The organism is Cellulomonas sp. HZM (assembly GCF_000708885.1).
Lineage (GTDB): Bacteria > Actinomycetota > Actinomycetes > Actinomycetales > Cellulomonadaceae > Cellulomonas.
The window spans coordinates 48,757-73,749 of the sequence record NZ_JEOE01000007.1; the positions used below are offsets into that span (position 1 = coordinate 48,757).

Below are 24,993 nucleotides of genomic sequence, written 5' to 3' on the forward strand. Positions count from 1 at the left end.
CGGCGCGTACGGCACGGACGACCCGCTGTGCACACGCACGCGCTCGACCGGCCCTGTGGTCGGCTCGAGCGGCTGCCGGTCCGCGACGCTGGTCAGCCGACGACGACCGCCAGCACCCCCGGGCCGGCGTGCGCTGCGAGCACCGCGCTCGCCTCGACGACGACCGCCTCACGCACCAGCCCCTGAGACCGCTGCTCGAGCTGGGCGGCGAGGGTGTGCGCGACGTCCGGCTGACCGAGGTGGTGAACGGCGACACGAGCGCTGCCGCGTCGCCACACCTCGTCCAGGGCCACCGTGAGCAGACGTTCGCGCGCCGCGCGTCGGGTCCGGACCTTCTCGGCGACGACGATGCGCCCGTCGGTGATCGTGAGCAGCGGTCGCAGCCCCAGGACGGTGCCGATCGCGGCTGCGGGCGCGGACAGCCGCCCGCCCCGGCGCAGGTGGTCGAGCGAGTCGACGAGGAACCACACACGGGTGCCGGCCGCGGTGGCACGCGCCGCACCGACGACCGCGTCAGCCTCGGGGAACCGGTCGGGTCGCGGTGCCGGACGCCGGCGCCACCAGTGCCGCACGGGCTCGTCGTCGTCCGACGCCTGGAGCGGCGTCGACGCGACGCGGGCCGCGTCGACCACGGCGAGGCCCAGCGCCATCGCGGTGACGCGCGAGTCCACCACGCGCACGGGGACGGGCGCCGACCCGGCGGCGAGCCTCGCGGCGCGGACGGTGCCGGACAGCTCACCCGACATGTGCACCGAGACGATCGCCCGCGCACCACGCTCCGCCGCGGCGCGGTAGGCCGCGGCGAACGCGGCGGGCGCGGGCTGGGACGTCGCGACGCGTGCCCCGCGCTCGAGGGCGGCGAGCAGGTCGCCCGGGCCGAGGTCGACCCCTTCGGCATGCCGCTCGTCGCCGACGAGCACGTCGAGCGGCACGACGCCGACGCCGAGATCGCGCGCGAGCTCGGCAGGCAGGCACGCCGTCGAGTCGGTGACGACCGCGACGGGACCGTCGGGGGCCGTCACCGGCGTGGCGTCGCGGCGGCTCAGACCGGCACCACGTTGACGAGCTTGGGCGCGCGCACGACGACGGTCCGCACGTCACGGCCGTCGAGCGCGCGCTGCACGCCCACGTCCGCGAGCGCGAGCGCCGTCAGCTCGTCGTCGGACGCCGACGTGCTGACCTCGACGCGACCTCGCACCTTGCCCTGCACCTGCAGGATGCACGTGACGGTGTCCTCGACGAGGTACGCGGGGTCCGCCACCGGGTACGGCTCGTGCGCGAGCGAGCGGTCGTGGCCGAGCCGCGACCACAGCTCCTCCGCGACGTGCGGCGCGACGGGCGCGGTCATCAGCACGAGCGCCTCGACCGCCGCGCGCGGTGCGGCGGGCAGCGTCGTGAGGTGGTTGTTGAGCACGATGAGCTTGGCGACGGCGGTGTTGACCCGCATCGCGGCCATGTCCTCGGTCACGCCGGCGATGGCGCGGTGCACCTCGCGCATCGTCGCGTCCGACGGCGGGTCGTCGGTGACGACGAGCGAGCCGTCCGTCTCCGAGACCACGTTGCGCCACAGGCGCTGCAGGAACCGCTGCGAGCCCACGACGGCACGCGTCTCCCACGGCCGCGACAGGTCGAGCGGACCCATCGACATCTCGTACACGCGCAGCGTGTCGGCGCCGTACTCGGCGTACATCTCGTCGGGCGTCACCATGTTCTTCAGCGACTTGCCCATCTTCCCGTACTCACGGTTGACGGCCTCGCCCTTCCAGGTGAAGCCGGTCGACGAGGTCGCGTCCTCGACCACCTCGTCCGCGGGCACGTGCACGCCGCGCTCGTCGGTGTAGGCGTACGCCTGGATGTAGCCCTGGTTGAACAGCTTGTGGAACGGCTCGGCGCCGCTCACGTGGCCCAGGTCGAACAGGACCTTGTGCCAGAACCGCGCGTACAGCAGGTGCAGCACCGCGTGCTCCACGCCTCCGACGTACAGGTCGACGCCGCCGACCGTGTCGTGCTCGTCGCCCGAGTGGCCGGGACCCATCCAGAACCGCTCGAGCTCCGGGTCGACGAGGGTCTCGTCGGACGTCGGGTCCAGGTAGCGCAGGTAGTACCAGCACGACCCCGCCCAGTTCGGCATGGTGTTGGTGTCGCGGCGGTACACCTTGGGCCCGTCGCCCAGGTCGAGCTCGACCTCGACCCACGCGTCGTTGCGGCCCAGCGGAGGCTCCGGCGAGGACTGGGCGTCCTCCGGGTCGAACGTGCGGGGCGAGTAGTCCGGCACGTCCGGGAGGGCGACGGGCAACGCGCCGGCAGGCAGCGCGATCGGCAGGTCGTTCTCGTCGTAGACGATCGGGAACGGCTCGCCCCAGTAGCGCTGGCGGCTGAACAGCCAGTCGCGCAGGCGGTAGGTGATCGTGCCCTCGCCGACGCCCTTCGCGGTCAGCCACTCGATCATCGCGGCCTTCGCCTCGGCGACGCTCAGCCCGTCGAGCGACACCTCCGCGTTCGACGAGTTGATCACCGCGCCGTCGCCCGTGCGGGCGGCGTCCTGCTCGTCGCCCTCGACCGTGTAGACCACGGGCAGCTCGTACGCCTGCGCGAACGCGAAGTCGCGCTCGTCGCCGCCGGGGACGGCCATGATCGCGCCCGTGCCGTACCCCATGAGCACGTAATCGGCTGTGAAGACCGGCAGCGGCTCGCCGTTGACCGGGTTCACGGCGAGGTGGCCGGTGAAGACGCCGGTCTTGCGGCCGGCATCGGCCTGGCGCTCGACCGCCGTCTTCGCGGCGGTCTCGGCGCGGTAGGCGGCGACCGCCTCGGCGGGCGACGCGTGGCCGCCCGTCCAGGTCGCGTGCGTGCCGTCGGGCCACGCGGTCGGGACCTCGTCGAGCAGCGGGTGCTCGGGCGCGACGACCATGAACGTGGCGCCGAACAGGGTGTCGGGGCGCGTCGTGAAGACCTCGACCTCGCCGCCGCCCTCGACGTGGAACCGGACCTTGGCGCCCGACGAGCGACCGATCCAGTTGCGCTGCATCGACTTGACCTTCTCGGGCCAGTCGATGGCCGCCAGGTCGTCGGCCAGGCGGTCCGCGTACGCCGTGATCCGCATGTTCCACTGGCGCAGGTTGCGCTGGAACACCGGGAAGTTGCCGCGCTCGGAGCGGCCGTCGGCCGTGACCTCCTCGTTCGCGAGGACCGTGCCCAGCCCGGGGCACCAGTTGACCGGGGTCTCCGAGACGTACGCCAGGCGGTGCGCGTCCAGGACCCGTCGACGGTCGACCGGGCCGAGGTCGGCCCACGCGACACCCTCGGGCACGCCCGCCGCGCACGGCACGGGTCGGTCGCCCGCGGCGAGCTCGGCCTCGAGCTCCGCGATCGGCCGCGCCCTGCCGCGCCCGCCGTCGGCACGGACCGCGTCGGAGTCGTACCAGGAGTCGAAGATCTGCAGGAAGATCCACTGCGTCCAGCGCACGTACTCCGGGTCGATCGTCGCGAACGAGCGCCGCGGGTCGTGCGCCAGGCCCAGGCGGCGCAGCTGGCGCTGCATGATCGCGATGTTCGCCTCGGTGGTGACCCGCGGGTGCTGGCCGGTCTGCACCGCGTACTGCTCGGCCGGCAGCCCGAACGCGTCGAAGCCGAGCGCGTGCAGGACGTTGTCGCCCTGCATGCGGCGGAAGCGCGCGACCACGTCGGTCGCGATGTACCCCAGCGGGTGGCCGATGTGCAGGCCGGCGCCCGACGGGTACGGGAACATGTCCATGACGAAGAACGAGCGGGCACCCGGCCTCGCGTGGTTGCCCTCGCCGTCCGTGAGCGCACCCGACGGGTTCGCTGCGAAGAACGTGCCGCGGTCCTGCCACTCCTGCTGCCAGCGCAGCTCGATCTGCTCCGCGAGCGCGGCCGTGTAACGGAAGGGCACGTCGTCGTGCGAGGTCGGCGCCGGGGTCGACCCGGGCGTCGAGGGGGCGGTGGGGGTCGCGGGCGATGTCACGCACCGAGTTTACCGAGGTCCCGCGCACGCCGGCTCCACCCCCGCTGGCCATGCGCTCGCTGGGTGCCTCGAGCGTGCACGTCCTACGATCGCGACATGTCGGACAGCGACGCCGCTCCCACGTCCCCTTCCGCCTCCGAGCTCGCGGCCCTGCGCGCGCAGGCCGCGCAGGCCGCGGCGGACGCCGCCGCGGCCAAGGCGGCGGCCGCGCAGGCCGCCCTCGAGGCCGCGGAGGCAGCAGCGGGAGGCGGGGCGTCGCCCGGAGCCGCTCCTACCGACGATCCCGCTCCGGCGCCCGAGCCCACCGCTGCTCCCGAACCCGCTCCCGACCCCGCCCCTGAACCCGCTCCTCAACCCGCTCCTCAACCCGCTCCCGAGGGATACGCCGCCGACGTCGCCGCGGGCTACACGTTCGAGGGCGGCACGCTGCCCGTGGGGGCGTTCGTGGCGGACGACGTCGCCGTGCCGTCCGCGCAGGTCGGCATCCCGCTGTCCATGATGAACCGGCACGGTCTGGTCGCGGGCGCCACGGGAACCGGCAAGACGAAGACGCTGCAGGTGCTCACGGAGGGCCTGTCGGCCGCAGGGGTCCCGGTGTTCGTCGCCGACATCAAGGGCGACCTGTCCGGCCTCGCGGCTGCGGGCGCCCCGAACGAGAAGCTGCTCGCCCGCACGGCGAGCATCGGGCAGGACTGGGTCGCGACCGCGTCCCCGGTCGAGTTCCTCAGCCTCGGCGGCGTCGGCACGGGCGTGCCCGTGCGCACGACCGTCACCGACTTCGGGCCGCTGCTGCTCTCCAAGGTGCTCGGCCTCAACGCGACGCAGGAGTCGAGCCTCGGCCTGATCATGCACTGGGCGGACACGCAGGGCCTCGCGCTGCTCGACCTCAAGGACCTGCAGTCGACGATCGCGTTCCTGGTGAGCGACGACGGCAAGGACGAGCTCAAGGGCATCGGCGGCCTGTCGGCGGCGACGGCTGGCGTGATCCTGCGCGAGATCGTCTCGCTGCAGTCGCAGGGTGCCGACGCGTTCTTCGGTGAGCCTGCGTTCGACGTCAACGAGCTGCTGCGCACCTCACCCGACGGACGCGGGATCGTCACCGCGCTGGAGCTGCCGGGGGTCCAGGACCGACCCGCGCTCTTCTCGACGTTCCTCATGTGGCTGCTCGCGGAGCTGTTCCAGGAGCTGCCCGAGGTGGGTGACCCCGACAAGCCGAAGCTGGTGTTCTTCTTCGACGAGGCGCACCTGCTCTTCCACGAGGCGTCGCCCGACTTCCTCACGCAGGTGACCCAGACGGTCCGCCTGATCCGCTCCAAGGGCGTCGGCGTGTTCTTCGTGACGCAGAGCCCCAAGGACGTGCCCGCCGACGTGCTGAGCCAGCTCGGCAGCCGCGTGCAGCACGCGCTGCGCGCCTACACGCCCGACGACGCGAAGGCCCTGCGGGCAGCGGCCCGGACGTTCCCGACGTCGCCGTACGACCTCGAGAAGCTCCTGACGTCGCTCGGCACCGGCGAGGCGGTGGTGACGGTTCTCGGCGAGAAGGGCGTGCCGACGCCCGTCGCGTGGACCCGTCTGCGTGCTCCGCAGTCGTCGATGGAGCCGCTCCCGGCCGCGGACCTGGCCGCAGCCGTCGCGGCGAGCCCCGTCGGAGCGCGCTACGCGCAGCCCGTCGACCGCGAGTCCGCGTACGAGATGCTCACGGCGCGGGCGGTCAAGGCAGACCAGGACCGGGCCGCCGCCGCACAGGCGAAGCAGGACGCGGCCGAGGCCAAGGAACGCGCCGACGAGGCAGCGAAGGAGGCACGTCAGCGCGAGAAGGAGGCGCAGGCGGCGGCGAAGCGCACCGAGAAGCACACGAGCAGCGCGCTCGACTCGATCCTGCGGTCAGTGGGCACGCAGCTCGGCCGCGAGATCACCCGCTCGGTCTTCGGCACCCGCCGACGCTGAGGCAGGCTCGAGCGGACCGGTCGTCGGGCTCGTGGCCGTCGGCTCCGAGGCACGGGCGGCGGGCGGCGGGGTGCGACCGATCGTGAGCACGACGAGCAGGCCGAGGGTCGTCAGGCCCGCACCCACCCATGCCGGCGCGAGATAGCCCAGGCCGGCGTCGATGACGACGCCGCCGAGGAACGCACCCGACGCGTTGCCGAGGTTGAGCGCGGAGTGGCACAGCGCCGCACCGAGCGAGGGCGCCGCGGGAGACACGTCCATGAGCCGGGTCTGCAGCGAGAGCCCCAGGATCTGCGACGCGACGCCGAGCAGCACGATCGACGCGATCGCGGGGACGGTGAGGCTCCCGAGCAGCGCGATCGCGACGAGCACGGCGATCGTCGCGACCATCCCGAACACGACCGTCCCCAGCACCGAGCGGTCGGCGAGCCGCCCACCGACGAGCGTCCCGGCCGTCATGCCGATGCCGTACAGGGCCAGCACGACAGGGACGACGCCGACCGCGAGCCCGGTCACGTCGGTGAGCAGCGGCTTCACGTACGAGTAGACCGAGAACATCCCGCCGAACCCGATGGCACCCGCGGCGAACGCGATCCACAGCTGCGAGTTGCGCAGCGCCCGCAGCTCGGAACGCACCGTGGTCTCGGGGTGGGACGGCAGCGACGGGGTCCACAGGTAGAGCGCGACCAGCGTGAGCAGGCCGATCGCACCGACACCGACGAACGACCAGCGCCACCCGACCGCGTGACCGACGATCGCGGTCACGGGCACGCCCACCGCGCACGCGATCGTGAGTCCCGTCATCATCGCGGCGACGGCCCGTCCGCGGCGCTCGGCACCGACGACGAAGGTCCCCATGACGGCGCCCACGCCGAAGAACGCGCCGTGCGGGAGCCCCGCGACGAACCGCGTCGCGACGAGCGCGGGCGCCGCCGGCGCGAACGCCGAGAGCGCGTTGGCGACCGTGAACGCGACCATGAGCCACAGGAGCAGCCGGCGACGGTCCATCCGGGCGCCGAGGGCCGCGAGCGTGGGCGCGCCGACGACGACGCCGAGCGCGTACGCGGTGATCGCCCAGCCCGCGGTGGGGATCGAGACGTCGAGGTCCGAGGCGATCTCCGGCAGCAGGCCCATCGAGGCGAACTCGGTGGTGCCGATGCCGAACCCGCCGAGCGCGAGCGCGAAGAGCGCGAGGCGGCTGCGCGCGGGCGTCAGGGTGTGGTTCACGGTGCTCCCAGCGGGGCTTCGTATCGATTCGATCAGGTGCGGGGTGACACCGTTGTCACATGGGTTGATGTCGAGATCCTAGGACGCCGGACGCGCGACGAGCCAGATGGCGCGCGCGGCCGCCTCGCCGAGGTCGACCGTGCGCGGCTCGTCGGCCGGGCCGTCGTCCGGGCCGTCGGACAGGCGCACCGAGACCAGCCCGACCGCGTCCCGCCGCTGCACGACCTCGAGCGCGGCGTCGAGGTGCAGCCCCACCTCGTCGACCCAGCGCAGCAGATCGGGGTCCGCGTCCGAGATGCGCGCCACCGACCAGGAGCCCGGCGCTGCGTCCCAGAGCACCGTCGCGTGAGGCGGGTCGTACTCGCCCGCTGGTCCCGGGATCGGGTCGCCGTGCGGGTCACGCACCGGATGACCGAGACGCGCGGAGATGCGCTCGACGAACGTCTCGGACACCGCGTGCTCCAGCACCTCGGCCTCGTCGTGCACCTCGTCCCAGCCGTAGCCGAGCTCCTCGACGAGGAACGTCTCGATGAGCCGGTGCCGACGCACCATCGCGAGCGCGTACCGTCGTCCCAGCTCCGTCAGGCCGACGGCGCCGTACGGCTCGTGCACCACGAGGCCCGCGTCCGAGAGCCGTCGCACGGTCTCGGAGACGGTCGACGCGCCGACGCCGAGGCGCGCGGCGAGCACCTTGGTGGTCGCGGGGCGCTCGTCCCACTCCGTCACCGACCAGATGACCTTGAGGTAGTCCTGGCTCACCGCGGACAGCTGGTCGGGCAGGACGCCGGTCTCCGGTTCGCTCACGCCGACCAGGGTAGGCGGACGCACCCGCGCCGGTCCTCCCCCGTCCGCACCGGAGCAGCCGCGACCGCGGTCACCAGCCGTCGACGCTCCAGTGCCACGGCTCGCCGGGGAGATTGCGCAGGCCGTACGCCGCGGCGTTGCGGACGAGCCACGTCCAGGCCGACGAGCCCGCCCGCACGACCGACCCGTCCTGCGTGAAGTCGATCGCGAGCCCTCGCTCGTGCCGCGAGGTCCCGGGCGTCGCCGTCATCGGTCGGCAGTGCGCGACGCCGTCGACGACGCTGCAGTTGCGTGCCCGCAGCGCCTGCTGCTGCGCGTTGCTGCGCCAGCCCCACCCACCCAGGTCGATCCCGTCGGCGTGGGCCGCCGCGACGAGCGCGTCGACCTGCTCCGCGAGGCAGCCGTTCACGCGGATCCCCGCGTGCGTGAGCACGGTCGCCGACTCCGGCACCGGACCGACGACGTCCGCGCAGTCGGCGGGCGCGGTCGCCGACAGCGCGTCGAGCGCACCCTCGGGGACGTCCGCCCGCCAGAGCTCCTCGCCGTTCGCCGCGCGCAGCACGGCACCGCCCACGTCCAGCGCCAGCACCGCGCCCGGGTTACCAGGCGACTCCGACGTCCAGTACACGGCCCCGGCCGCGTCGCGCAGCACGAGGTCGCCGTTCTTGCGCAGCTGCAGCCTCATCGAAGCGTCCGGGGCGGCGGCGATGACCGCCCACACGGCGGTGCCGTCGACCTCGAGGCGCAGCCCGTCCGGGTCCACGCGCAGGCTCAGGCGCCCGTCCGACGAGTCGAGCGCGTGCCCCGCCTTCACGGTGGCGCCGGCGTCGAGCGCAGCGGGGCCGAGCGCGGTGCCGGTGTGCCACAAGCGCTTGCCGGCGTCGTCCGCGAGCACCAGGTCACCGTCGTCGCGCAGCTCCAGCGTCGCGTCCTGGTGCACGCCGGTCCCGGTGCGCCACAGCACGGCGCCGGAAGCGCTGCGCAGTTCGAGGACGCCGGTCTCGGTGAGGTCCAGTCGCGGCGCGGCGCCGCTCACGGCGCTCGGCGAGGGCGGCGGGGCGGGGTCCTTCGCGGACGGGCCTGCTGGGTGCTCGTCGTCGGCCGCGGCCGCGCTCGCCGCGTCACCCGCCGCCGTGCCCCCGGCCGCAGGCGCGGCCTGGTCCGGCGAGGTACCCGCGGCGTCCGCGTCCGGGTCCGAGGACCAGCGGATGCGCGCGTCCGGCCCGAGCAGCCGCAGCACGCCGTCCTGGCCGACGACGAGCGTGTGCCGGCCGTCGGGCGACGCGAGGGCCGCGCCTGCGGCGAGGGTCGAACCCGACGTGAGCATCGACGGCAGAGCGCCCGTGCCCGTCGACCACACCACCGTCCCGTGCGCGTCGCGGACCTGCAGGTCGCCGTCGTCCTCGACGACCAGGTGCGCGCCGCGGGTGCCCGTGGTGCCCGTCCGCCACCCGACGTCGCCGTCCGGCGCGACGAGCTGCACGTCGCCCTGTGCCGTGACCCGCAGGACCGAGCCGGGTTCACCGGGACCACTCGTCCACCGCAGGTCACCGCCGACCTCGTACAGCCCGAGCACCCCGGACCGCTGGACCACGAGCACCTCGCCCCCGTCGGCGGACACGAGCGACTGGGTCGGGTCGAGGTGCTCGCCGACCGACAACGTGTCGTCGTCAGCGGCCGCCAAGGCGGGCCCCGTGCCCACCAGCGTCGTCATCCCGGCCGCGCACGCCGCGACCACGACGAACCGCGCCCAGGCCGCGCCCGGCCGACGGACGGCACGACGCGAACCCCGCATGATCACTCCCCCGCGGCGCGCAGCACCGCGCGCACCTCCCACACGTTAAGCCTTCCGGGCGACGACCACACGGGTGAACCCCGTCCGGGTCGGGCGCTCCGTCGATCAGCCGACCTGCCCGGCCCCCGTCGGGTCCGCGCTCGGGCTCGATCCGGGGACGTCGAGCGCAGGGACGCCGGGCACGGGCGGCGTCGCGGGAGGCAGCACCGGTAGCGCGGGCCACTCCTGGGGCATCGACACCTCGACCGTCCCGTTCGTGCGCACGTGCACCAGCTGGTAGTCACGCACACGGTGCGTCTCCCGGTCGACGTGCAGCACCGTCATCGCCGCGGTGCCGTGCAGCGGGCCGATCGTCGGCTGGCCCAGCGTCGCACCCGCGGTGCTCGAGCTGACGTACCGCACGCCGAGCCCGACGACCTCGGGGCCGACCTGCCGGTGCAGGTGCCCGGACACCTGCGCGGGCACGCACCCGCGCGCGAGGGTGTCGTCGCCCACCCAGGGGGTGTGGATGAGGAGCAGGTCGACGCCCTTGTCGTCGTCGCACGCGACGTCCGCGAGGCGAGCCGTCTCCTGCGCCTCCGACTCGGTTCCGGCGGTCGAGGTCCCGACGCCCACCCGGGTCTCGTTGGGGTCGTGGTCGCCGAGGATGCGCAGGCCGTCGACCTCCACGACCTTGCCCTCGAGCACCGTCGCGCCCGCCTTCGCGTACATCGCCGAGGTCTCGGCGGAGTCGTGGTTGCCCGGTGACGTCACCAGGTCGACCCCCGACGGCACGGCGCGGGCGATGGCCCCGACGCAGAACTGCTCGACCGCGGTGCCGTTCATCGTCGTGTCACCCGCGTCCAGCACGACGCTCGCCCCCGACCGCCGCACGAGCGTCGTGATCAGGGGTGCCATGCCGGTGTTGCAGTGGATGTCCGAGACGACGACGAGCGTCTGGACGTCACGCTCGGGCGCGACCGGGCCGGCCCCGGGCCCGAACAGGTCCTGCGCCTGCGCGAGCTGCGCGCTCGTGCGGTCCCAGCTCACGGCGAGCGCCTCGTCCGCCCGGGCGTAGAACGCCTGGTTGCGCTCGTACGCGTCGAGCGCCTGCGCCCCGTAGGTGTCGATGACCCCCGCGAGGCGCCCGGTCACGCGAGCCCCCTCGAGCGCGGTGCCGTCGAACACAGGCGACGCCTCCGGACGCGCCTCGGGCCGGCCGACGACGTGCCCGTCCGCCCCGACGACGACCACGAGCACCACGACGGCCGTCGCCGCCACCCATACCTGACGGCGGTGCGCCCGCGCGTGCGCCGCGAGCTCCGACCGACGGCTCGACCCGAGCAGCGCACGGCCCGCGAACCAGAGGCCCACCAGGACGGCGAGCGCCGTCACCGCACGACCCAGCGCGTCGAGGACCATCGCCCGGGCCACCACCACGACGGTCGCCTTGGGGTCGGAGAACAGCTGGACGTAGCTGTGCAGGTCGCCGCTCAACGCCTGCAGCGTCATCGCCTGGTCGACCTGCGTGAACGTCTCGGGGATCTCCTGCACGGTGACGCGCACGCCCAGGTCGAGCGGGAGCGGGGAGTCCACCTCGAGGGTTCCGAGCGGCCCGAGGTCCACCGTGACCGTGTCGTCCGTGGTCATGGCGTACCGCGCGGCGTGCGGGCCGAGGTTGGCCTCGACGCTCGCCGTGCTCACGCCGAAGGCGACGCTCGCCAGCACCGCGAGCGCACACAGCAACGGCCCGGCCCAGCGCACTCGGCGCTCACGCGCCCGCGGGGTGCTCGTCTGCTCGCTCATCTGCCTCCAGCCTAGACTCGCCGCCGTGCGCCACCGTCACTACCACCTGCGCTCCGTGTGGTCGGTGGACGCACGCGCTGACGACGTGTGGGCCGTCCTCGCCGACCCGGCGATGTCGTGGCCCCGGTGGTGGCCCGGGGTCCGTGCGGAGCGTGTCGAGCCGCGCGAGCAGCTCGTCGGGAGCCGGGCCGAGGTCACGTTCCGCGCACGCGTCGGGTACGGCCTGCGGCTGCGGCTGCTCGTGACGCGAGCGACGCCGCCGCACGCGGTGACGATCGCCACCGCGGGCGATCTCGTCGGGACCGCCGACGTCACCCTGCGGCCGGACGCCGACCGCACGTCGGTGACGATCGTCTGGGACGTCGTGACGACCCTGGCGTGGATGAACGCCGTCGGCCCGCTGCTCGCCCGCCCGTTCGCCGCGTCGCACGCGGCGGTCATGCGCGCGGGCGAGCGCGGGCTCGCGGCCGAGCTCAGGCGCGCTCGTCCCGCCAGCTGACCCACTTCTCGACGAGCGACAGGTCGTAGTCCGGTCCCGACGTGCCGATCGTGAACAGCGTCGCACCCGCGGCCAGCAGCGGGTCCGCGACCTCCTGCGGGGGCTTCGACACGCCGACCGACCGCTCGACGAGCGACGCGGTGTCCCGCCCGACCTCGGCCCCGTGCTCGTCGAGGATCGTGCTCTTGCGCACGAGCGTGTCGACGTCGCCGAACGAGTGCCACACGTCCGCGTGCTCGGCGACGACGCGCAGCGTCTTGCGCTCGCCGCCACCGCCGATCATCACCGGGATGCGCCGAGTAGGCACGGGGTTCGACCTCTCCCAGCGCGCGAGGATGCGAGGCAGCGCATCCGCCAGGTCGGCGATCCGGCTGCCCGGCGTGCCGAACTCGTAGCCGAACTCGTCGTAGTCCTTCTCGAACCAGCCCGCGCCGATCCCCAGGATGAGGCGCCCGCCGCTGATGTGGTCCACCGTGCGTGCCATGTCGGCCAGCAGGTCCGGGTTCCGGTACGAGTTGCAGGTCACGAGCGCGCCCAGCTGGACACGCTCGGTCTGCTCGGCCCACGCGCCGAGCATGGTCCAGCACTCGAAGTGCTTGCCGTCCGGGTCGCCCGAGAGCGGGTAGAAGTGGTCCCAGTTGAACACGACGTCCACGCCCAGGTCCTCGGCGCGCAGGACCGCGTCGCGGATCTGGCCGTAGTCGGCGTGCTGGGGCTGGAGCTGGACACCGATGCGGATCGGGAAGGTCATGGTTCGAGCCTAGGCGGCGCGCGGGCGATCGTGCGCGCCGGGCCGACGGGCGGACGCGCGGCGGGGACCAGGTGCGACGCGGCTCGAGCACGGTGCGACGATCGTCGACGTGGACCTCCTCCTTCGACCCTGGCGCGCGGACGACGACGACGCGCGCGCCCTGGCGGAAGCCGCGGCGTCGAGCCCGGACCTCGCGCTGCAGGTCGGCGGGGCCGACCTGTCCGGCGTCGAGGCGTGCCTGCGCCACCTGCGCGCGACGACCGGCGCGGACTCCGCGCTCTCGCTCGCGATCACGGTCGCCGGGCATCCCGTCGGGACCGTCCGCGTCAGCCACGTCGACGACGTGCACCAGACCGCCTGGGTGTCGTACTGGGTGGCGTCCGGGTACCGGGGCCGAGGTCTCGCGAGCCGCTCCGTCGCGAGCGCAGCCCGGTGGGCGTTCGACTCGCTCGGGCTGTTCCGGCTCGAGCTCGGGCACCGGACGAACAACCCCGCGTCGTGCCGGGTCGCCGCGGCCGCGGGCTTCGCCCCCGAGGGCATCGAGCGCGCCAAGCTGCGGTACGGCTCGGAGCGCTTCGACGTCGAGACGCACGCGCGCCTCGCGACCGATCCGGACGTCGACCTCGGCGCCCCGGTGCCGGTCGTCGTCGGGCCCTAGCGCGACGACGCCGCAGGACGGCGGGCGCGCGCCACCGTCACTGGTACGACACGAGGTCCGGCTGCGGCCTGACGGCATACGTCTTCTTGGGCGACAGCATCGGGTGGTCCTCGTCGTAGAAGTTCTTCCACCCCCAGTGCACGCCGTGCGGCGCGTGCGCGCGGATCGCCTTCCACGTCCCCGCCTTTGCCGGCTGCGACCCCTGACCGTCGACGTGCACGACGATCGCGAGCTCGTCGTGCGAGACGTCGAGCCTCGAGCGGTCCTTGATCATCCGCGTCGAGAACTGGTGCAGCACGAGCATCTTCTGCGGGAGGTGCTTCTCGGCCGTGAGGTCGGCCAGCCAGTCGACCACACGGTTGACCTCGCCGATCTTGACGGACCCGATCTGCTGCAGCGGCTTCTGGTGCTTGGTCAGGCGCCACTCGGGGTCGAGCGCGAGCCCGACGTTCGGGAGCTCGAGCAGCGACTGGTAACGCTTCGCCTGGTCGAGGAAGTCGGCACGTCCGGGCTGCAGGTCCAGCACCACCATCTGGTGCGCGCGTGCCGCGGCGTCGACGAGGGGTCGCAGCTCGCGCACCGACCGCTCGCGCGAGTAGTCGCCGTCGTCGCCCTTCCCGGCCGACGCGATCGTCGCGATCATCTCGAGCGTCGGCACGACGGTCGCGTCGGTGAGCGCGCGGTACGGCTTGGCCGTCCGCGCGGCGCGCTTCACGGTGGCCGCGACACCCTGCTCGCCGAGGACGCCGAGCGCCTTGCTGCCGGGCGTGCCGTACAGCGCGACGTACCGCTTGCCGTCCCCGCCGGGGAACACGAGCTGGCCGCCGCCGGGCAGCTCGACACCCGTGCGAGCGGTCGCCACGCGAGCACCGAGCACGTCCGGAGCGCCGAACCCCGATCCCAGCGCGACGACCCTCGCGGGGGCAGCCGCGGAGATCGCGGCGACCGTCGCATGCGTCGCTCGCGGGTCACCACCGGCGCAGTCGACGACGCGGACACCGGCGGCGCGCAGCGTCGCGAGCGCGGCGACGGGTGCGTCACGCGCGGTCAGCGCGACGAGGCCCTCCGGTGCGACGGGACGGGGTCCCGGCTCCGGCAGGCGTGCGGCACCCGGATCGGCGGACGACGAGGGGGCGGGTGCGCCGGCCGCTTCGGCGGCGTGCTTCGACGCGACGAGCACCGCGGTTCCGTCGGGCGCCAGCCCGGCCACGGGCGCCACCGCGTCGTTGCCGCGCCCCGCCACGCGCACGTCGCCGAACTGCGCACCGGTCGCGGCTGCGAGCTCGTCGCGCCCCGCGCCGGCCGGGACCTCGGTCACCGGCACGGGCAGCTGTGCGTGCTTCGCGGACCCGACCACGAGCGCGCGCTCCGCCCCGACGCGACCCAGCTCCGTCCGCAGGTCGGCGTCGTCGACACCGCCCCCGCGCAGCAGCACAGGGGCACCGATGCGCACCGCGGCACTCGCGGCGGTGAGCTGAGCGGCCTCGTCGCCGGCGGGTGCGACGACGACCACGGGCGCGTGGACGACGACCGCACGCGACGCCTCGAGAGCGGCCGGCGCCGGGTCGCGGTCGAGAACGGTCGTCACGGCGTCGGGCGCGCGCACGACGAGCGACACCACCGTTCCCGGGCCCGTCGGCGCAGCGGACGACCCTGGCGCGGAGGACGTCTGCGCGGACGATGCGGGCTCGGACGACGGGGCACCGCCCGCGGTGCTCGAAGCGCCGGACGTCGAGACCGGCACGTCGACCGTCGGGGTGGCCGACGGCTCGTCCGAGGTGCACCCCGCGAGCCCCGCCGCCACGGCCATCGCCGTGACCGCACCGGTCACGAGCCTCCACCGCGTCGTCGGCACTCGCCCTCCCCTGCTCGGCTGCTGTCGCCGAGCCACCCTATGTCGGTGTGAGGACGTCGCGGCGAACGGGCGTCGGCCGCGCGGCGGGATCAGGCGGCGGCGCTGACCCTCACCACGTTGCGCCACGGGTCCTCGAACAGCAGGGTCGCGCCGTCGTCGGACACCGGCACCCGGGCGTGCGCGACGCGCGCTGCGAGCGCACCGAGGTCGTCGCTCGTCGGCACGACGATGCGCACCTCGCCGAGCCCGAGCGCCGACGCGCGGGGACCTGCACCGGCGGAGTTCCACGTGTTCATCGCGAGATGGTGGTGGTAGCCGCCAGCGGAGACGAACAGAGCTCCGTGCCACTGCGCCTGCACGTCGAACCCGAGCGCGTCCACGTAGAACGCCCGCGCGGTGGGCACGTCGCCCACCTGCAGGTGCACGTGCCCGACGACGGCGTCTCCGCTCTGCGGGCCCGCGAGCAGCCCTTCGTCCAGGTGCTCGGCAAGGAACGCGTTGGGGTCGAGGCGCAGCGCATCCATGACGACCGTGCCGTCGTCCGCCCGCTGCCAGAGCGACCTGCTGCGGTCCCAGTACAGCTCGACGCCGTTGCCCTCGGGGTCGGTCAGGTAGAACGCGAGCGAGACGAGGTGGTCGGCCGAGCCGACGTACGAGCCGGGCTCGCGCTGCGCGACCGAGGCGAGCGTCGCGGCCAGTGCGGCCTGGTCGTCGAACAGGATGGCCGTGTGGAACAGACCCGCCGAGCCGCGACCGGCGGGCGGCAGGTCAGGGGTGTGCCGCAGCACGACGAGCGGGACACCGCCCCGGCCGAGCGTGACGACGGCCGGACCGTCCTCGAAGCGGTCGCCGGGCCGGTCGAGCACCTCGAGCGCGAGCCCGTCGCGGTAGAACCGGAGCTGGCGGTCGAGGTCGCCGACGAGCAGCGTCACGGCGTCCATGCCGGTGCCGGCAGCGATGCTCTCGTGCGCACGGGCGACGGCGTCGGGTGCGAGCGTCTCGGGGGCGCCCTGTCCGGGCGTGGGTGCGGTCGTCATGATCACCTCAAGTAGTTGAGGCTTCAACTTTATTCCGGAGTCCTGCCGGTCCGACCGCGCCGGCTCAGTCCACGCGGTGGTTGTGCCCCAGCCCGCGCAGGAACCTCGGCCCGCGCGCTGCGAGCTCGGACTCGAACTCGTCGGCCCACAGCCCGTACGGCCGGCCCGCGAGCGCGTCGTTCGAGAACCGCGGGTCCTCCGTGACCTCGGTCTCGCAGAACGACGGGATCGCGAGGTCGGTCACCGGCCCGCCCCGCTCGACCTCCGCGATCACGAGCGGCGCGTTGGCCCCGCCGAACGTGTCGATCACCCAGCCGTCGTCGCCCAGCCACGCCGCGTGCCGCGTCTTGACGATGCGCGCGCCGCCCCTCCGGATCATCTCGATCCCGACCAGCACGTCGACCTCGCGCTCGACCTCGTACCGGGTGCCCGAGTTCATGGGCCCCTTGAGCGTGATCGCACAGAAGTCGACCTGGTCGGCGTACCGGTCGAGCACGTCCAGTGGCGCGAGCCCGGGGTCGAGCACGACCGCACCGGCCGACGTCTGCGCGCGCAGCCGGATCGCAAAGCCCTCGTCGGCCAGGAAGTAGCTCTGCACGATGAGCGTCGGCGAGGAGTCCAGCACGTCCAGCGGCAGGTCACGCACCCAGAAGCGCCGCTCGAACTCGAAGTCGCCGTACCCCGTGTCGCTCACGGCCCCAGCGTAGGCGCGGCACGCCCCGGCACCCCGGACCGTGCCCGGGACGCGCGGGTCATCCCATGTGTGAGACACTCGGGGTCCCCGGGTGCGCCGCCGACAGCGAGCGCCCCGCGTCGTGGAGATCGCCCGACCCCCGCCCTCACGGACGGCTCGGATGCTTGCGCGGCGATCCCGACCCAGCCCGAGAGGCCCTTTCCTGTGACCACCTTCGCCGACCTCGGCGTGCCCGCCGCCCTCGTCCGCCCCCTGACGGACCGCGGCATCACCGCCCCCTTCCCCATCCAGACCGCCACGCTGCCCGACTCGCTCGCCGGACGCGACGTGCTCGGCCGCGGCCGCACCGGCTCGGGCAAGACGCTCGCGTTCGCGCTCCCGCTCGTCGCACGGCTCGCCGCCGAGCAGCCGGCCCGCCGGGTGGCACCGCGCCGGCCCCGTGCCCTCGTCCTCGCCCCGACGCGCGAGCTCGCGACGCAGATCGACGCGACCGTCGCCCCGATCGCCGCGGCCGTCGGCCTGCGCACCACCACGATCTTCGGCGGTGTGGCCCAGTCGCGGCAGGTCACCGCGCTCGACGCGGGCGTCGACATCGTCGTCGCGTGCCCCGGGCGCCTCGAGGACCTGCTCGGCCAGAAGCTGCTCACGCTCGACGACGTGCGCGTCACGGTGCTCGACGAGGCCGACCACATGGCCGACCTCGGCTTCCTGCCCGTCGTCAAGCGGCTGCTCGACCGCACGCCGGCCGGCACGCAGCGGCTGCTGTTCTCGGCGACGCTGGACAACGGCGTCGACGTGCTGGTGCGCCGCTACCTGCGCAACCCCGTCGAGCACTCCGTGGACTCCGCCGCCTCGCCGGTCACGACGATGACGCACCACATCCTCGAGGTGCGCGACGCCGACGCGAAGAAGGCCGTCGTGCGCCAGCTCGCCGCCGGGACCGGCCGCCGTGTGCTGTTCATGCGCACCAAGCACCACGCCAAGAAGCTCGCCAAGCAGCTCACCACCGAGGGAATCCCCGCGGTGGACCTGCACGGCAACCTCGGGCAGGGTGCTCGCGAGCGCAACCTCGAGGCGTTCTCGTCGGGTGCCGTGAAGGTGCTCGTCGCGACGGACATCGCCGCGCGCGGCATCCACATCGACGAGGTCGAGCTCGTGGTGCACGTCGACCCGCCCGCCGAGCACAAGGCGTACCTGCACCGGTCCGGGCGCACGGCGCGTGCGGGCTCGGGCGGCGACGTCGTCACGCTCGTCCTGCCCGAGCAGCGGGCCGACATCCGTTCCCTCACGCGCGCGGCCAAGATCACGGCGCAGCCGCGCGCGGTGGTGCCCGGCGACGCGGTGCTGACGGCCCTCGTCGGCGAGGTCGCGGCGCACGTCCCGCCCGCGCCCGTCGCCGCCCCTGTGCAGCGCGCGCCCAAGAAGCCGGTGGGCTCGCGCCCGGTCGGTGGCTCGCGGGCCCAGGGCTCGTCGCGCCCGGCGATCGGCCGGACGCACACCTCGTCCTCGAACGGCACCCAGCCCCGTGCGGCGGGCGCAGGTGCGCAGGCGCGTGCCGAGGGCACGTCGGCCGGGGGCGGCTCGGGTCGCCCGCGTCGTCGCCGTGGCGGCCGCGGACGCGGCGGTCAGCCCCGTACGGCCTGAGCAGTCGGCCCGTCCACGGGGGCGGGCCGCTCCGGGGATCCCCGGAGCGACTCGCCACGGACGGGCGCCCGACCGACGACGGCCGCGGCCACCAGCACGACGACCGCGACCGCGACGAGCACGCGGTGGTCGACGACCCCCAGCAGGCCGGCCCCGACGAGCGTGACGAGCGTCTGAGGCAGGTTGAACGCCACGTTCATCGCGGCCGACGTCCTGCCCTGCAGGTCCGCGGGAGTCACGCGCAGCCGGTAGGTCGACGCGCCGACGACGACCCAGGGGATCCCCAGCCCGGCGACCGCGAGGCCCGCCGCGAGCACGACGAGCGCGACCGTCCGGGGCAGCGGCACGAGCGTGACCGCCAGCATCACGAGCATCCCCGCCGCGAGCACCAGCACGCCGCGCACGACCGTGGCCCGCTCCCCGACGCGCGTGACGACCCGCGCCGCGAGCAGCCCTCCCACCACGGCCCCGACACCCTGCACGGGCACGACGACCCCGAGCGCGGAGGCGCCGACGCCGAGGTCCTGGTCGAGCACCGGGAAGATCGCGACGTTGGACAGCCCCGTGATACCGAAGCCCACCGCGAGCACGAGCGTGAGCCGAGCGAGCACCGGCTCGGACCGCAGGAACCGCACCCCGGCGGCGAGCGACGACCAGTACCCCTCGCCCTCAGCGCGCTCCGGCCGGGACTCGGCGACCCGGACGGTCGCCAGCACCACGGCCGCGACGACGAACGTCGAAGCGGTGAGCACGACCACGGCATGCGGTCCGGCGGCGACGTACAGCGCGGTCCCGGCCAGCGGGCTGACGAGGCGCAGCGCCTGGTCGATCGTGGTGAACATGCCGCTCGCGGTGGCCAGCTCCTGGTCCGGGAGCATGTCGCGAAGCAGCCCGGACTGCGCGGCGGCCGTCGCGTACCCGGCGCACCCGTACAGGAAGGTCACGGTGTACAGCACCCACACGCGCGACGCGTCGTGCACCGCGAGCAGGGCCAGCAGCGCGGTCGCCGTCGCGAGGTCGACGACGATCATCGCGGTGCGCCGGGACACGCGGTCGACGAGCTGGCCGAGGAACGGCGCGCACAGCGCCGGCAGCCCGAGCACGACGAACACGAGGGCGGCCTGCGCGTCGGAACCGGTGAGGTCCTTGGCCCACACCGCGACCATCAGGTACAGCGCGCTGTCGCCGAGGTTGGTGGACACCCACGCGGCAGTCAGACGCCGGAATGCCGGCCGGACGAGCGGCCCCTCGCGGCGGCCGGTCACTGCTCGTGCTCCGCGTCGCGGCCCCGGCTGTCATGGCCGGTCGGGCCGTCGAGCGTGCCGAGCTCAGGCGTCAGCACCCCGAGGAGCCGCGCGCGCACCGCGCCGTCCGGTCGCGCCGCCTCGTCGTCACGACCCTCGAACGCAGCGGTGAGCTGCTGGATCTGCCCAGAGAGCTCCGCGAGCTCGTCGCGTGTGGCCCAGAAGCCGGAGCGGGCGACGAGCACGGTGTCGACCCACCCCTCGGGGAGCGAGGTCGCACCCTCCAACATCCCCGCGATGTGTTCCGCCTCGCGCCGCAGCGTCAGCCCCGCGAGCCGGCCCGCGGCCCGCATCGACGCGGGGTCGTGCTCGTCGCCGCGCATCTGCCGGCTGCGCGAGCGCGCGCGCCACGGCCAGGCGGTCCCCCGGCGCTCGGCACGCTCCACGTACCCGTAGCGCTCGAGGGTCCGCAGGTGGAACGAGCAGTTGCCGACCGTCTGGCCCGTGAGCTCGGCGGCGCGGGAGGCGGTGAGCTCGTCGTGCTCGTCGAGCAGGTCGAGGAGCTCGAGCCGCACCGGGTGCGCCAGGGCGCGCAGGGCCTCGGGATCACTGGTGGTGAAGACGTCGTCGCGATTCACAACAGTCATTGTGCAATGGTTCTTGTGCTTTCACAAGACCTGTTGCGGAGGGGCGGTGGGACGACGGCCACCTCGTCTACTTCGAGGTGCGGCGCTGGATCGGGGAGCCGCCGCTGCGCGAGCCTGACACGGCCGCCGACCTGCGCTGGTTCCCGCTCGACGCGCTCCCCGACCCCGTCGTGCCGCAGGAGCTGGCCGTCCTCGGGGGCCTGCGCGAGGGCACCTTGCCTGCGGTGATCTCGCCGGCCGGCTGACGCGGCCGAAGACGCACCGAGGGCCCGTCGCGCACGGCGACGAGCCCTCGGAGAGCGCTGACGGTGAGCGTCAGCCGGTGTTCTGCACGCCCGCGGCGACGCCGTTCACGGTGAGCAGGAGCAGCCGGCGCAGGTCGTCGGCCTGCTCGACCGCGTCACCCGTGCGCAGCCCCCGCAGCGCGCGCAGCTGCAGCAGCGAGAGCGCGTCGACGTACGGCGAGCGCAGCTGCACGGCGCGTCCGAGGATCCGCTTGCGCGAGAGCACCGCGTCCGAGTCCGTGATCGCGAGCACCCAGCGGCGCGTGAGCGTCATCTCGTCGAGCACCTGCCCCGCGAGGTCGTCGCGGTCCCCCAGCGCCAGGTAGCGCGCGGCGATCCGCTCGTCCGTCTTGGCGAGAGACATCTCGACGTTGTCGATCATCGTCGCGAACAGCGGCCAGTGCGCGTACGCGTCGCGCAGCAGCGCGAGGTCGCCCACCGACTCGAGCGCCGTGCCCAGGCCGTACCAGCCGGCCAGGTTGATGCGCGCCTGCGACCAGGAGAACACCCACGGGATCGCGCGCAGGTCGTCGAGCGACGACACGGACAGGCCACGCCGCGCGGGACGCGAGCCGATCGGCAGCAGGCCGACCTCCTCGAGCGGCGTCACCTCGGCGAACCACTGCGGGAATCCCTCGGCGCGCACCAGCTCGTGGAACCGCGTGCGCGACGCGACGTCGAGGCGCGCGGCGAGCTCGGTGAACTTCTCGGTCGCCTCGGTGTTGCGACGCTCGACGGACGGCGTGCCCGCGAGCAGCGTCGCCGCGACGACCTGCTCGATGTGCCGCGCCGCGATCGTCGGGTCGCCGTACCGGGCGAAGATGACCTCGCCCTGCTCCGTGAGCTTGAACCGGCCGTCCACCGACCCAGCGGGCTGCGCGAGCACCGCACGGTTGGCCGGGCCGCCACCGCGGCCCAGCGCACCACCGCGCCCGTGGAACAGCGTCAGCACGAGGCCGTGCCGCTGCGCCCACGCCGTGATCTTCGCCTGCGCCGTGTCGAGCGCGAGCGTCGCCGAGACCGGTCCGACGTCCTTCGACGAGTCCGAGTAGCCGAGCATGATCTCGACCCGTCGACCGTTCTGCGCCAGCCGTCGCTGCACCGGCTCGAGCTCGAGCGCGGCCTCCATGATGTCGACGCTGGCCTCGAGGTCGGCGAACGTCTCGAACAGGGGGATCGCGTCGATCACGGGCCGCTCGTCGGCGCCCGCGAACGCGTAGTCCGCGAGCTGGTAGACGGCGGCGAGGTGCTCAGGCGACTGCGTGAACGAGACGATGTAGCGACGCGCGGCCTTGGGGCCGAACCTGCGCTGCACGTGCCCGAGCGCGCGGAACGTGTCGAGCACCTCGACCGTGCGGGGCTCGAGCTCGCCGTCCACCCCGTTCTTCTCGAGGTCCGCGAGCGCCGCGGCGTGCACCTGCGAGTGCTGGCGCACCTCGAGCTCGGCGAGGTGGAAGCCGAACGTGTCGACCTGCCACAGCAGCCGCTGCAGGTCGCCGTACGCGGAACGCGTGGCCCCCGCCTCGGCGAGCGAGCGCTGCACGACGAGCAGGTCCGCCGTCAGCTCGTCGGGGTTCGCGTACGCCAGGTCGGCGTCGCGACGACGCGTCGCGCCGATGCGCTCGGCGACGAACAGCACGACGCGACGGTGCGGCTCGTTCGGCGACTCGGCGCCGGCGCGTGCCGCGACCTCGTCCGAGAGCGAGCGCTGACGCTGCCACAGCCCGTTGAGCTCGCTCGACCCCGGCGTGCCGGTGCCGTCGAGCGTGAGTCCCTCACCCGTGCGGCGTGCCGACGCCTCGAGCGCGACGAGCGCCTGCTCCGACGCCATGAGCGCGGCGGCGCGCGTCACCTCGGCGGTCACGTTGGGGTTGCCGTCGCGGTCACCGCCGATCCACGAGCCAAGCCGCGCGAACGGGCGCGCGACGGGCGCGGTGGTGCCCGCCGCGTCCTGGAGCAGCCAGTCGTCGAGGCGGCGGTACACCGCGGGCATCACGTCGGACAGGGTCGACTCGAAGATCGACAGCACGGTGCGGACCTCGTCGAGCACCGTCGGCTTCGACTGCCGCAGCGGCGCGGTGCGCCACAGCGTCTCGATCTCCGACAGCAGCCGGCGGTCGTTCTCCGCGAGCGACATGCCGCCGATGTTGCGCACGTCGCGCTCGGCGACCAGCTCGGAGATGCGGCGGATCGAGCGCGACACCGCGCGACGACGCGCCTCGGTGGGGTGCGCCGTGAGCACGGGCCGGAACTCGAGCTCCTGCAGGCGCGTGCGGGCGACGTCCTTGCCGACCTCGTCCTCGAGCTGCTGGATGGCTGCGGGGAGCGAGTCGTCGGGCGCGAAGCGGTCGGGCGCGACCTGCGCCTCGCGCTCGCGCAGCACGCGGACGCGGTGGTACTCCTCGGCGAGATTGGCCAGGTGGAAGTAGCACGTGAACGCGCGCGCGACCTGTTCGGCCCGCTCGAGCGTGAAGCCGCCGACGAGCTCCTCGGCCTGCGCGAGCGCATCGCTCGACGGGTCGGAGTGCGCGTGGATCGCCAGCTCGCGCAGGCGCTCGACGTCGGCGAGCAGGTCGTCCCCGCCGGCCTCGGCCAGCACGCGCCCGAGGAACTCGCCCAGGACGCGAACGTCGTTGCGCAGGGGCTCGGGGACCTCGTGGCTGGCTCGGACGCGGGGGAAGTCGCGGGGCGGCAGAGGTGCTGTCACGGGCTCAAAGTAGGCCACCTCGGTCGTCGCCGCCCAGGCGGTCCAGGCGGTGGGCACTGTGAGCCGCGTCTCGTCGGCCGCGCCGGCACGGCCGCGGCACGGTCGCGGGTACGAGCACAGGCACCCAGGCGGTTCCCAGCATCGTGGGCTACATTCGCCGCTTCGCCTGCCCCGGAGGTCGTCATCGAACCCCGCCCCATCGTGCTGGTGCACGGCACGCGCACGTCCTCCGCGATCTGGGGCCGGCAGGTGGACGCACTGCACCGCCGGGGCCACGAGACGCGTGCGATCGACCTGCCGGGGCACGGCGAACGGTCCGGCGAGCGGTTCTCGATGGCCGGCGCGGACGCGGCGATCGGTGATGCGGTGGCGTCGTGCAGCACACCCCCCTTGCTCGTCGGGCTCTCGCTGGGCGGCTACGCCTCGCTCGCGTACGCGCGCACGCATCCCGGCGCGCTGGCGGGCGTCCTGCTGGCGGGGTGCAGCACCGAGATCAAGGGCAAGCCGCTGTCGACCTACCGCCGCGCGTCGTCGTACGTCGTCGGGCGCCTGGGCCTGGGGCGCGGTTCGTGGCACGTCGTCGAGGACATGCTGCGTGCCCTCGACGGCTACTCACCGCTGACCGACCTGCCGGGCCTCGACGTGCCCGTGTGGCTCGTCAACGGCGCGCGCGACCCGCTGCGGCTCGACGAGCGCCGCTACCTCGAGGCGCGTCCGGGCACGCGTCTGACGGTGGTCCCCCGTGCGGGCCACGACGTGAACAGCCACGCACCGGTCGCGTTCAACCGCGTGCTGCTCGACGCGCTGCACGAGCTGCGCGCGGCCTGACGCGTCACTTCGCGCCGAGCGCCGCCGCGGTCGGGGCCTTCATCGCCTCGCCGTGCGCCGGGCACGGGACCGGGCGCATGCTCTCCACGTCGGCGCCGACCACCGCGTAGGAGTAGCACCGCGTCGCTCGCCCGCTCGCGGCGACCGGGTCGTCCGCCGTCGGCGTACCGGTGTGGAACAGGCCGGTCGAGCGGTGCACGGCGACGTCGGACGCGATCGCCACCGTGATGCGGGCCCCGCCCGCGCTCGTCGTGCGGCCGCTCCACCGCACCGGCGTCGCCGTGAGCGATCCCGACACCCCCTCGGGGAGCTCGAGCACCACCGCACCGTCGCCCGCAGCCCGCGCGTAGAGCAGGGCCGCGACGAGCTGCGTGCCGGAGTACGACTCGTCGTCGGGCGGGTCGAGCCACCGGGCGACCTGCGCGCTGCGTGCCTGCGCGAACCGCGCCGCCGCGCTCTCGCCGCGCCCCACCGACTGCTCGCCGAGCGTCTGCGCCGCCGCGACCGCGCTCCCCGCCAGGACGACGAGCGTCCCGGTGAGGATGCCGGCGGTCAGCTTTGCCCCCATTCGTCGGATGCTAGTCCGGTCGTCGCAGGGCGCC

General features: G+C 74.1%; 20 protein-coding genes. 6 read left to right on the forward strand and 14 right to left on the reverse strand.

What is annotated here, in order from left to right:
- Window positions 1–92 precede the first annotated feature (92 nt).
- Both AW16_RS0105990 and leuS read right to left on the reverse strand, forming a co-directional pair.
- Entirely contained in the window at window positions 93–1,022 is a 930-nt protein-coding gene (locus tag AW16_RS0105990; RefSeq protein WP_029289000.1) for a DegV family protein, read from the reverse strand.
- Window positions 1,023–1,042: 20 nt separating this feature from the next.
- A complete protein-coding gene (gene leuS / locus AW16_RS0105995; protein WP_029289001.1) occupies window positions 1,043–3,985 on the reverse strand; it encodes a leucine--tRNA ligase in 2,943 nt (980 codons plus the stop codon).
- A gap of 96 nt (window positions 3,986–4,081) precedes the next feature.
- Between leuS and AW16_RS0106000 the strand changes: the two genes are divergently transcribed.
- Window positions 4,082–5,932 carry a helicase HerA-like domain-containing protein gene (locus AW16_RS0106000; RefSeq protein ID WP_029289003.1) on the forward strand — a complete coding sequence of 617 codons (1,851 nt, stop codon included), beginning with the start codon at window positions 4,082–4,084 and terminating at the stop codon, window positions 5,930–5,932.
- On the opposite strand, the gene AW16_RS0106005 is transcribed toward AW16_RS0106000, so the two are convergent.
- The 4 genes from AW16_RS0106005 to AW16_RS0106020 form a co-directional block, all read right to left on the reverse strand.
- Entirely contained in the window at window positions 5,870–7,159 is a 1,290-nt protein-coding gene (locus tag AW16_RS0106005) for an MFS transporter (protein ID WP_231495960.1), read from the reverse strand. The genes AW16_RS0106000 and AW16_RS0106005 overlap by 63 nt on opposite strands.
- A 78-nt stretch (window positions 7,160–7,237) precedes the next feature.
- Window positions 7,238–7,963: a metal-dependent transcriptional regulator gene (locus AW16_RS0106010; RefSeq protein WP_051681704.1), complete on the reverse strand. Its 726-nt coding sequence runs from the start codon at window positions 7,961–7,963 to the stop codon at window positions 7,238–7,240.
- A gap of 70 nt (window positions 7,964–8,033) precedes the next feature.
- The gene (locus AW16_RS17565) at window positions 8,034–9,800 is read right to left on the reverse strand and encodes a D-alanyl-D-alanine carboxypeptidase family protein (protein WP_156044064.1); all 1,767 of its coding nucleotides are present in this window, start codon (window positions 9,798–9,800) and stop codon (window positions 8,034–8,036) included.
- Window positions 9,801–9,863: 63 nt separating this feature from the next.
- Window positions 9,864–11,543 (reverse strand): metallophosphoesterase, encoded by a 1,680-nt coding sequence (locus AW16_RS0106020; protein WP_081861487.1) that lies wholly within the window; start codon window positions 11,541–11,543, stop codon window positions 9,864–9,866.
- Window positions 11,544–11,568: 25 nt separating this feature from the next.
- Between AW16_RS0106020 and AW16_RS0106025 the strand changes: the two genes are divergently transcribed.
- Window positions 11,569–12,042: an SRPBCC family protein gene (locus tag AW16_RS0106025; RefSeq protein WP_034648184.1), complete on the forward strand. Its 474-nt coding sequence runs from the start codon at window positions 11,569–11,571 to the stop codon at window positions 12,040–12,042.
- Here the strand turns inward: AW16_RS0106025 and AW16_RS0106030 are convergent.
- The gene (locus AW16_RS0106030; protein ID WP_029289012.1) at window positions 12,017–12,793 is read right to left on the reverse strand and encodes an LLM class F420-dependent oxidoreductase; all 777 of its coding nucleotides are present in this window, start codon (window positions 12,791–12,793) and stop codon (window positions 12,017–12,019) included. The two genes, AW16_RS0106025 and AW16_RS0106030, sit on opposite strands and share 26 nt — an antisense overlap.
- Window positions 12,794–12,902: 109 nt before the next feature.
- Between AW16_RS0106030 and AW16_RS0106035 the strand changes: the two genes are divergently transcribed.
- Window positions 12,903–13,451 (forward strand): GNAT family N-acetyltransferase, encoded by a 549-nt coding sequence (locus AW16_RS0106035; protein ID WP_029289014.1) that lies wholly within the window; start codon window positions 12,903–12,905, stop codon window positions 13,449–13,451.
- Between the two features lie 37 nt (window positions 13,452–13,488).
- Here the strand turns inward: AW16_RS0106035 and AW16_RS0106040 are convergent, their stop codons facing one another.
- From AW16_RS0106040 to AW16_RS0106050, 3 genes are all read right to left on the reverse strand, one after another.
- A complete protein-coding gene (locus tag AW16_RS0106040; protein WP_029289015.1) occupies window positions 13,489–15,282 on the reverse strand; it encodes a hypothetical protein in 1,794 nt (597 codons plus the stop codon).
- A 113-nt stretch (window positions 15,283–15,395) separates the two neighbouring features.
- Window positions 15,396–16,343 carry a VOC family protein gene (locus tag AW16_RS0106045; RefSeq protein ID WP_029289016.1) on the reverse strand — a complete coding sequence of 316 codons (948 nt, stop codon included), beginning with the start codon at window positions 16,341–16,343 and terminating at the stop codon, window positions 15,396–15,398.
- Between the two features lie 64 nt (window positions 16,344–16,407).
- A complete protein-coding gene (locus AW16_RS0106050; protein ID WP_029289017.1) occupies window positions 16,408–17,037 on the reverse strand; it encodes a hypothetical protein in 630 nt (209 codons plus the stop codon).
- 204 nt (window positions 17,038–17,241) lie between these two features.
- On the opposite strand from AW16_RS0106050, the gene AW16_RS0106055 reads away from it, so the two are divergent.
- Window positions 17,242–18,681, forward strand: coding sequence for a DEAD/DEAH box helicase (locus AW16_RS0106055; protein WP_029289018.1), 1,440 nt, complete (start codon window positions 17,242–17,244; stop codon window positions 18,679–18,681).
- Here AW16_RS0106055 and AW16_RS0106060 read toward each other — a convergent pair.
- Together AW16_RS0106060 and AW16_RS17570 are read right to left on the reverse strand one after the other, a co-directional pair.
- Window positions 18,663–19,946 (reverse strand): MFS transporter, encoded by a 1,284-nt coding sequence (locus AW16_RS0106060; protein ID WP_051681705.1) that lies wholly within the window; start codon window positions 19,944–19,946, stop codon window positions 18,663–18,665. The two genes, AW16_RS0106055 and AW16_RS0106060, sit on opposite strands and share 19 nt — an antisense overlap.
- Window positions 19,943–20,572, reverse strand: coding sequence for a helix-turn-helix domain-containing protein (locus AW16_RS17570; RefSeq protein WP_081861488.1), 630 nt, complete (start codon window positions 20,570–20,572; stop codon window positions 19,943–19,945). The genes AW16_RS0106060 and AW16_RS17570 overlap by 4 nt, the downstream gene beginning before the upstream one ends.
- A 77-nt stretch (window positions 20,573–20,649) precedes the next feature.
- On the opposite strand from AW16_RS17570, the gene AW16_RS18345 reads away from it, so the two are divergent.
- Window positions 20,650–20,817: a hypothetical protein gene (locus AW16_RS18345; RefSeq protein ID WP_156044065.1), complete on the forward strand. Its 168-nt coding sequence runs from the start codon at window positions 20,650–20,652 to the stop codon at window positions 20,815–20,817.
- A 70-nt stretch (window positions 20,818–20,887) separates the two neighbouring features.
- Here AW16_RS18345 and AW16_RS0106075 read toward each other — a convergent pair whose 3' ends face one another.
- Window positions 20,888–23,563 carry a phosphoenolpyruvate carboxylase gene (locus tag AW16_RS0106075; protein WP_231495962.1) on the reverse strand — a complete coding sequence of 892 codons (2,676 nt, stop codon included), beginning with the start codon at window positions 23,561–23,563 and terminating at the stop codon, window positions 20,888–20,890.
- A 207-nt stretch (window positions 23,564–23,770) separates the two neighbouring features.
- Here AW16_RS0106075 and AW16_RS0106080 point away from each other — a divergent pair, with 207 nt between their 5' ends.
- The gene (locus AW16_RS0106080) at window positions 23,771–24,391 is read left to right on the forward strand and encodes an alpha/beta fold hydrolase (protein WP_231495963.1); all 621 of its coding nucleotides are present in this window, start codon (window positions 23,771–23,773) and stop codon (window positions 24,389–24,391) included.
- A gap of 4 nt (window positions 24,392–24,395) precedes the next feature.
- On the opposite strand, the gene AW16_RS0106085 is transcribed toward AW16_RS0106080, so the two are convergent.
- Window positions 24,396–24,959 (reverse strand): hypothetical protein, encoded by a 564-nt coding sequence (locus AW16_RS0106085; RefSeq protein WP_029289024.1) that lies wholly within the window; start codon window positions 24,957–24,959, stop codon window positions 24,396–24,398.
- Window positions 24,960–24,993: the final 34 nt, after the last annotated feature.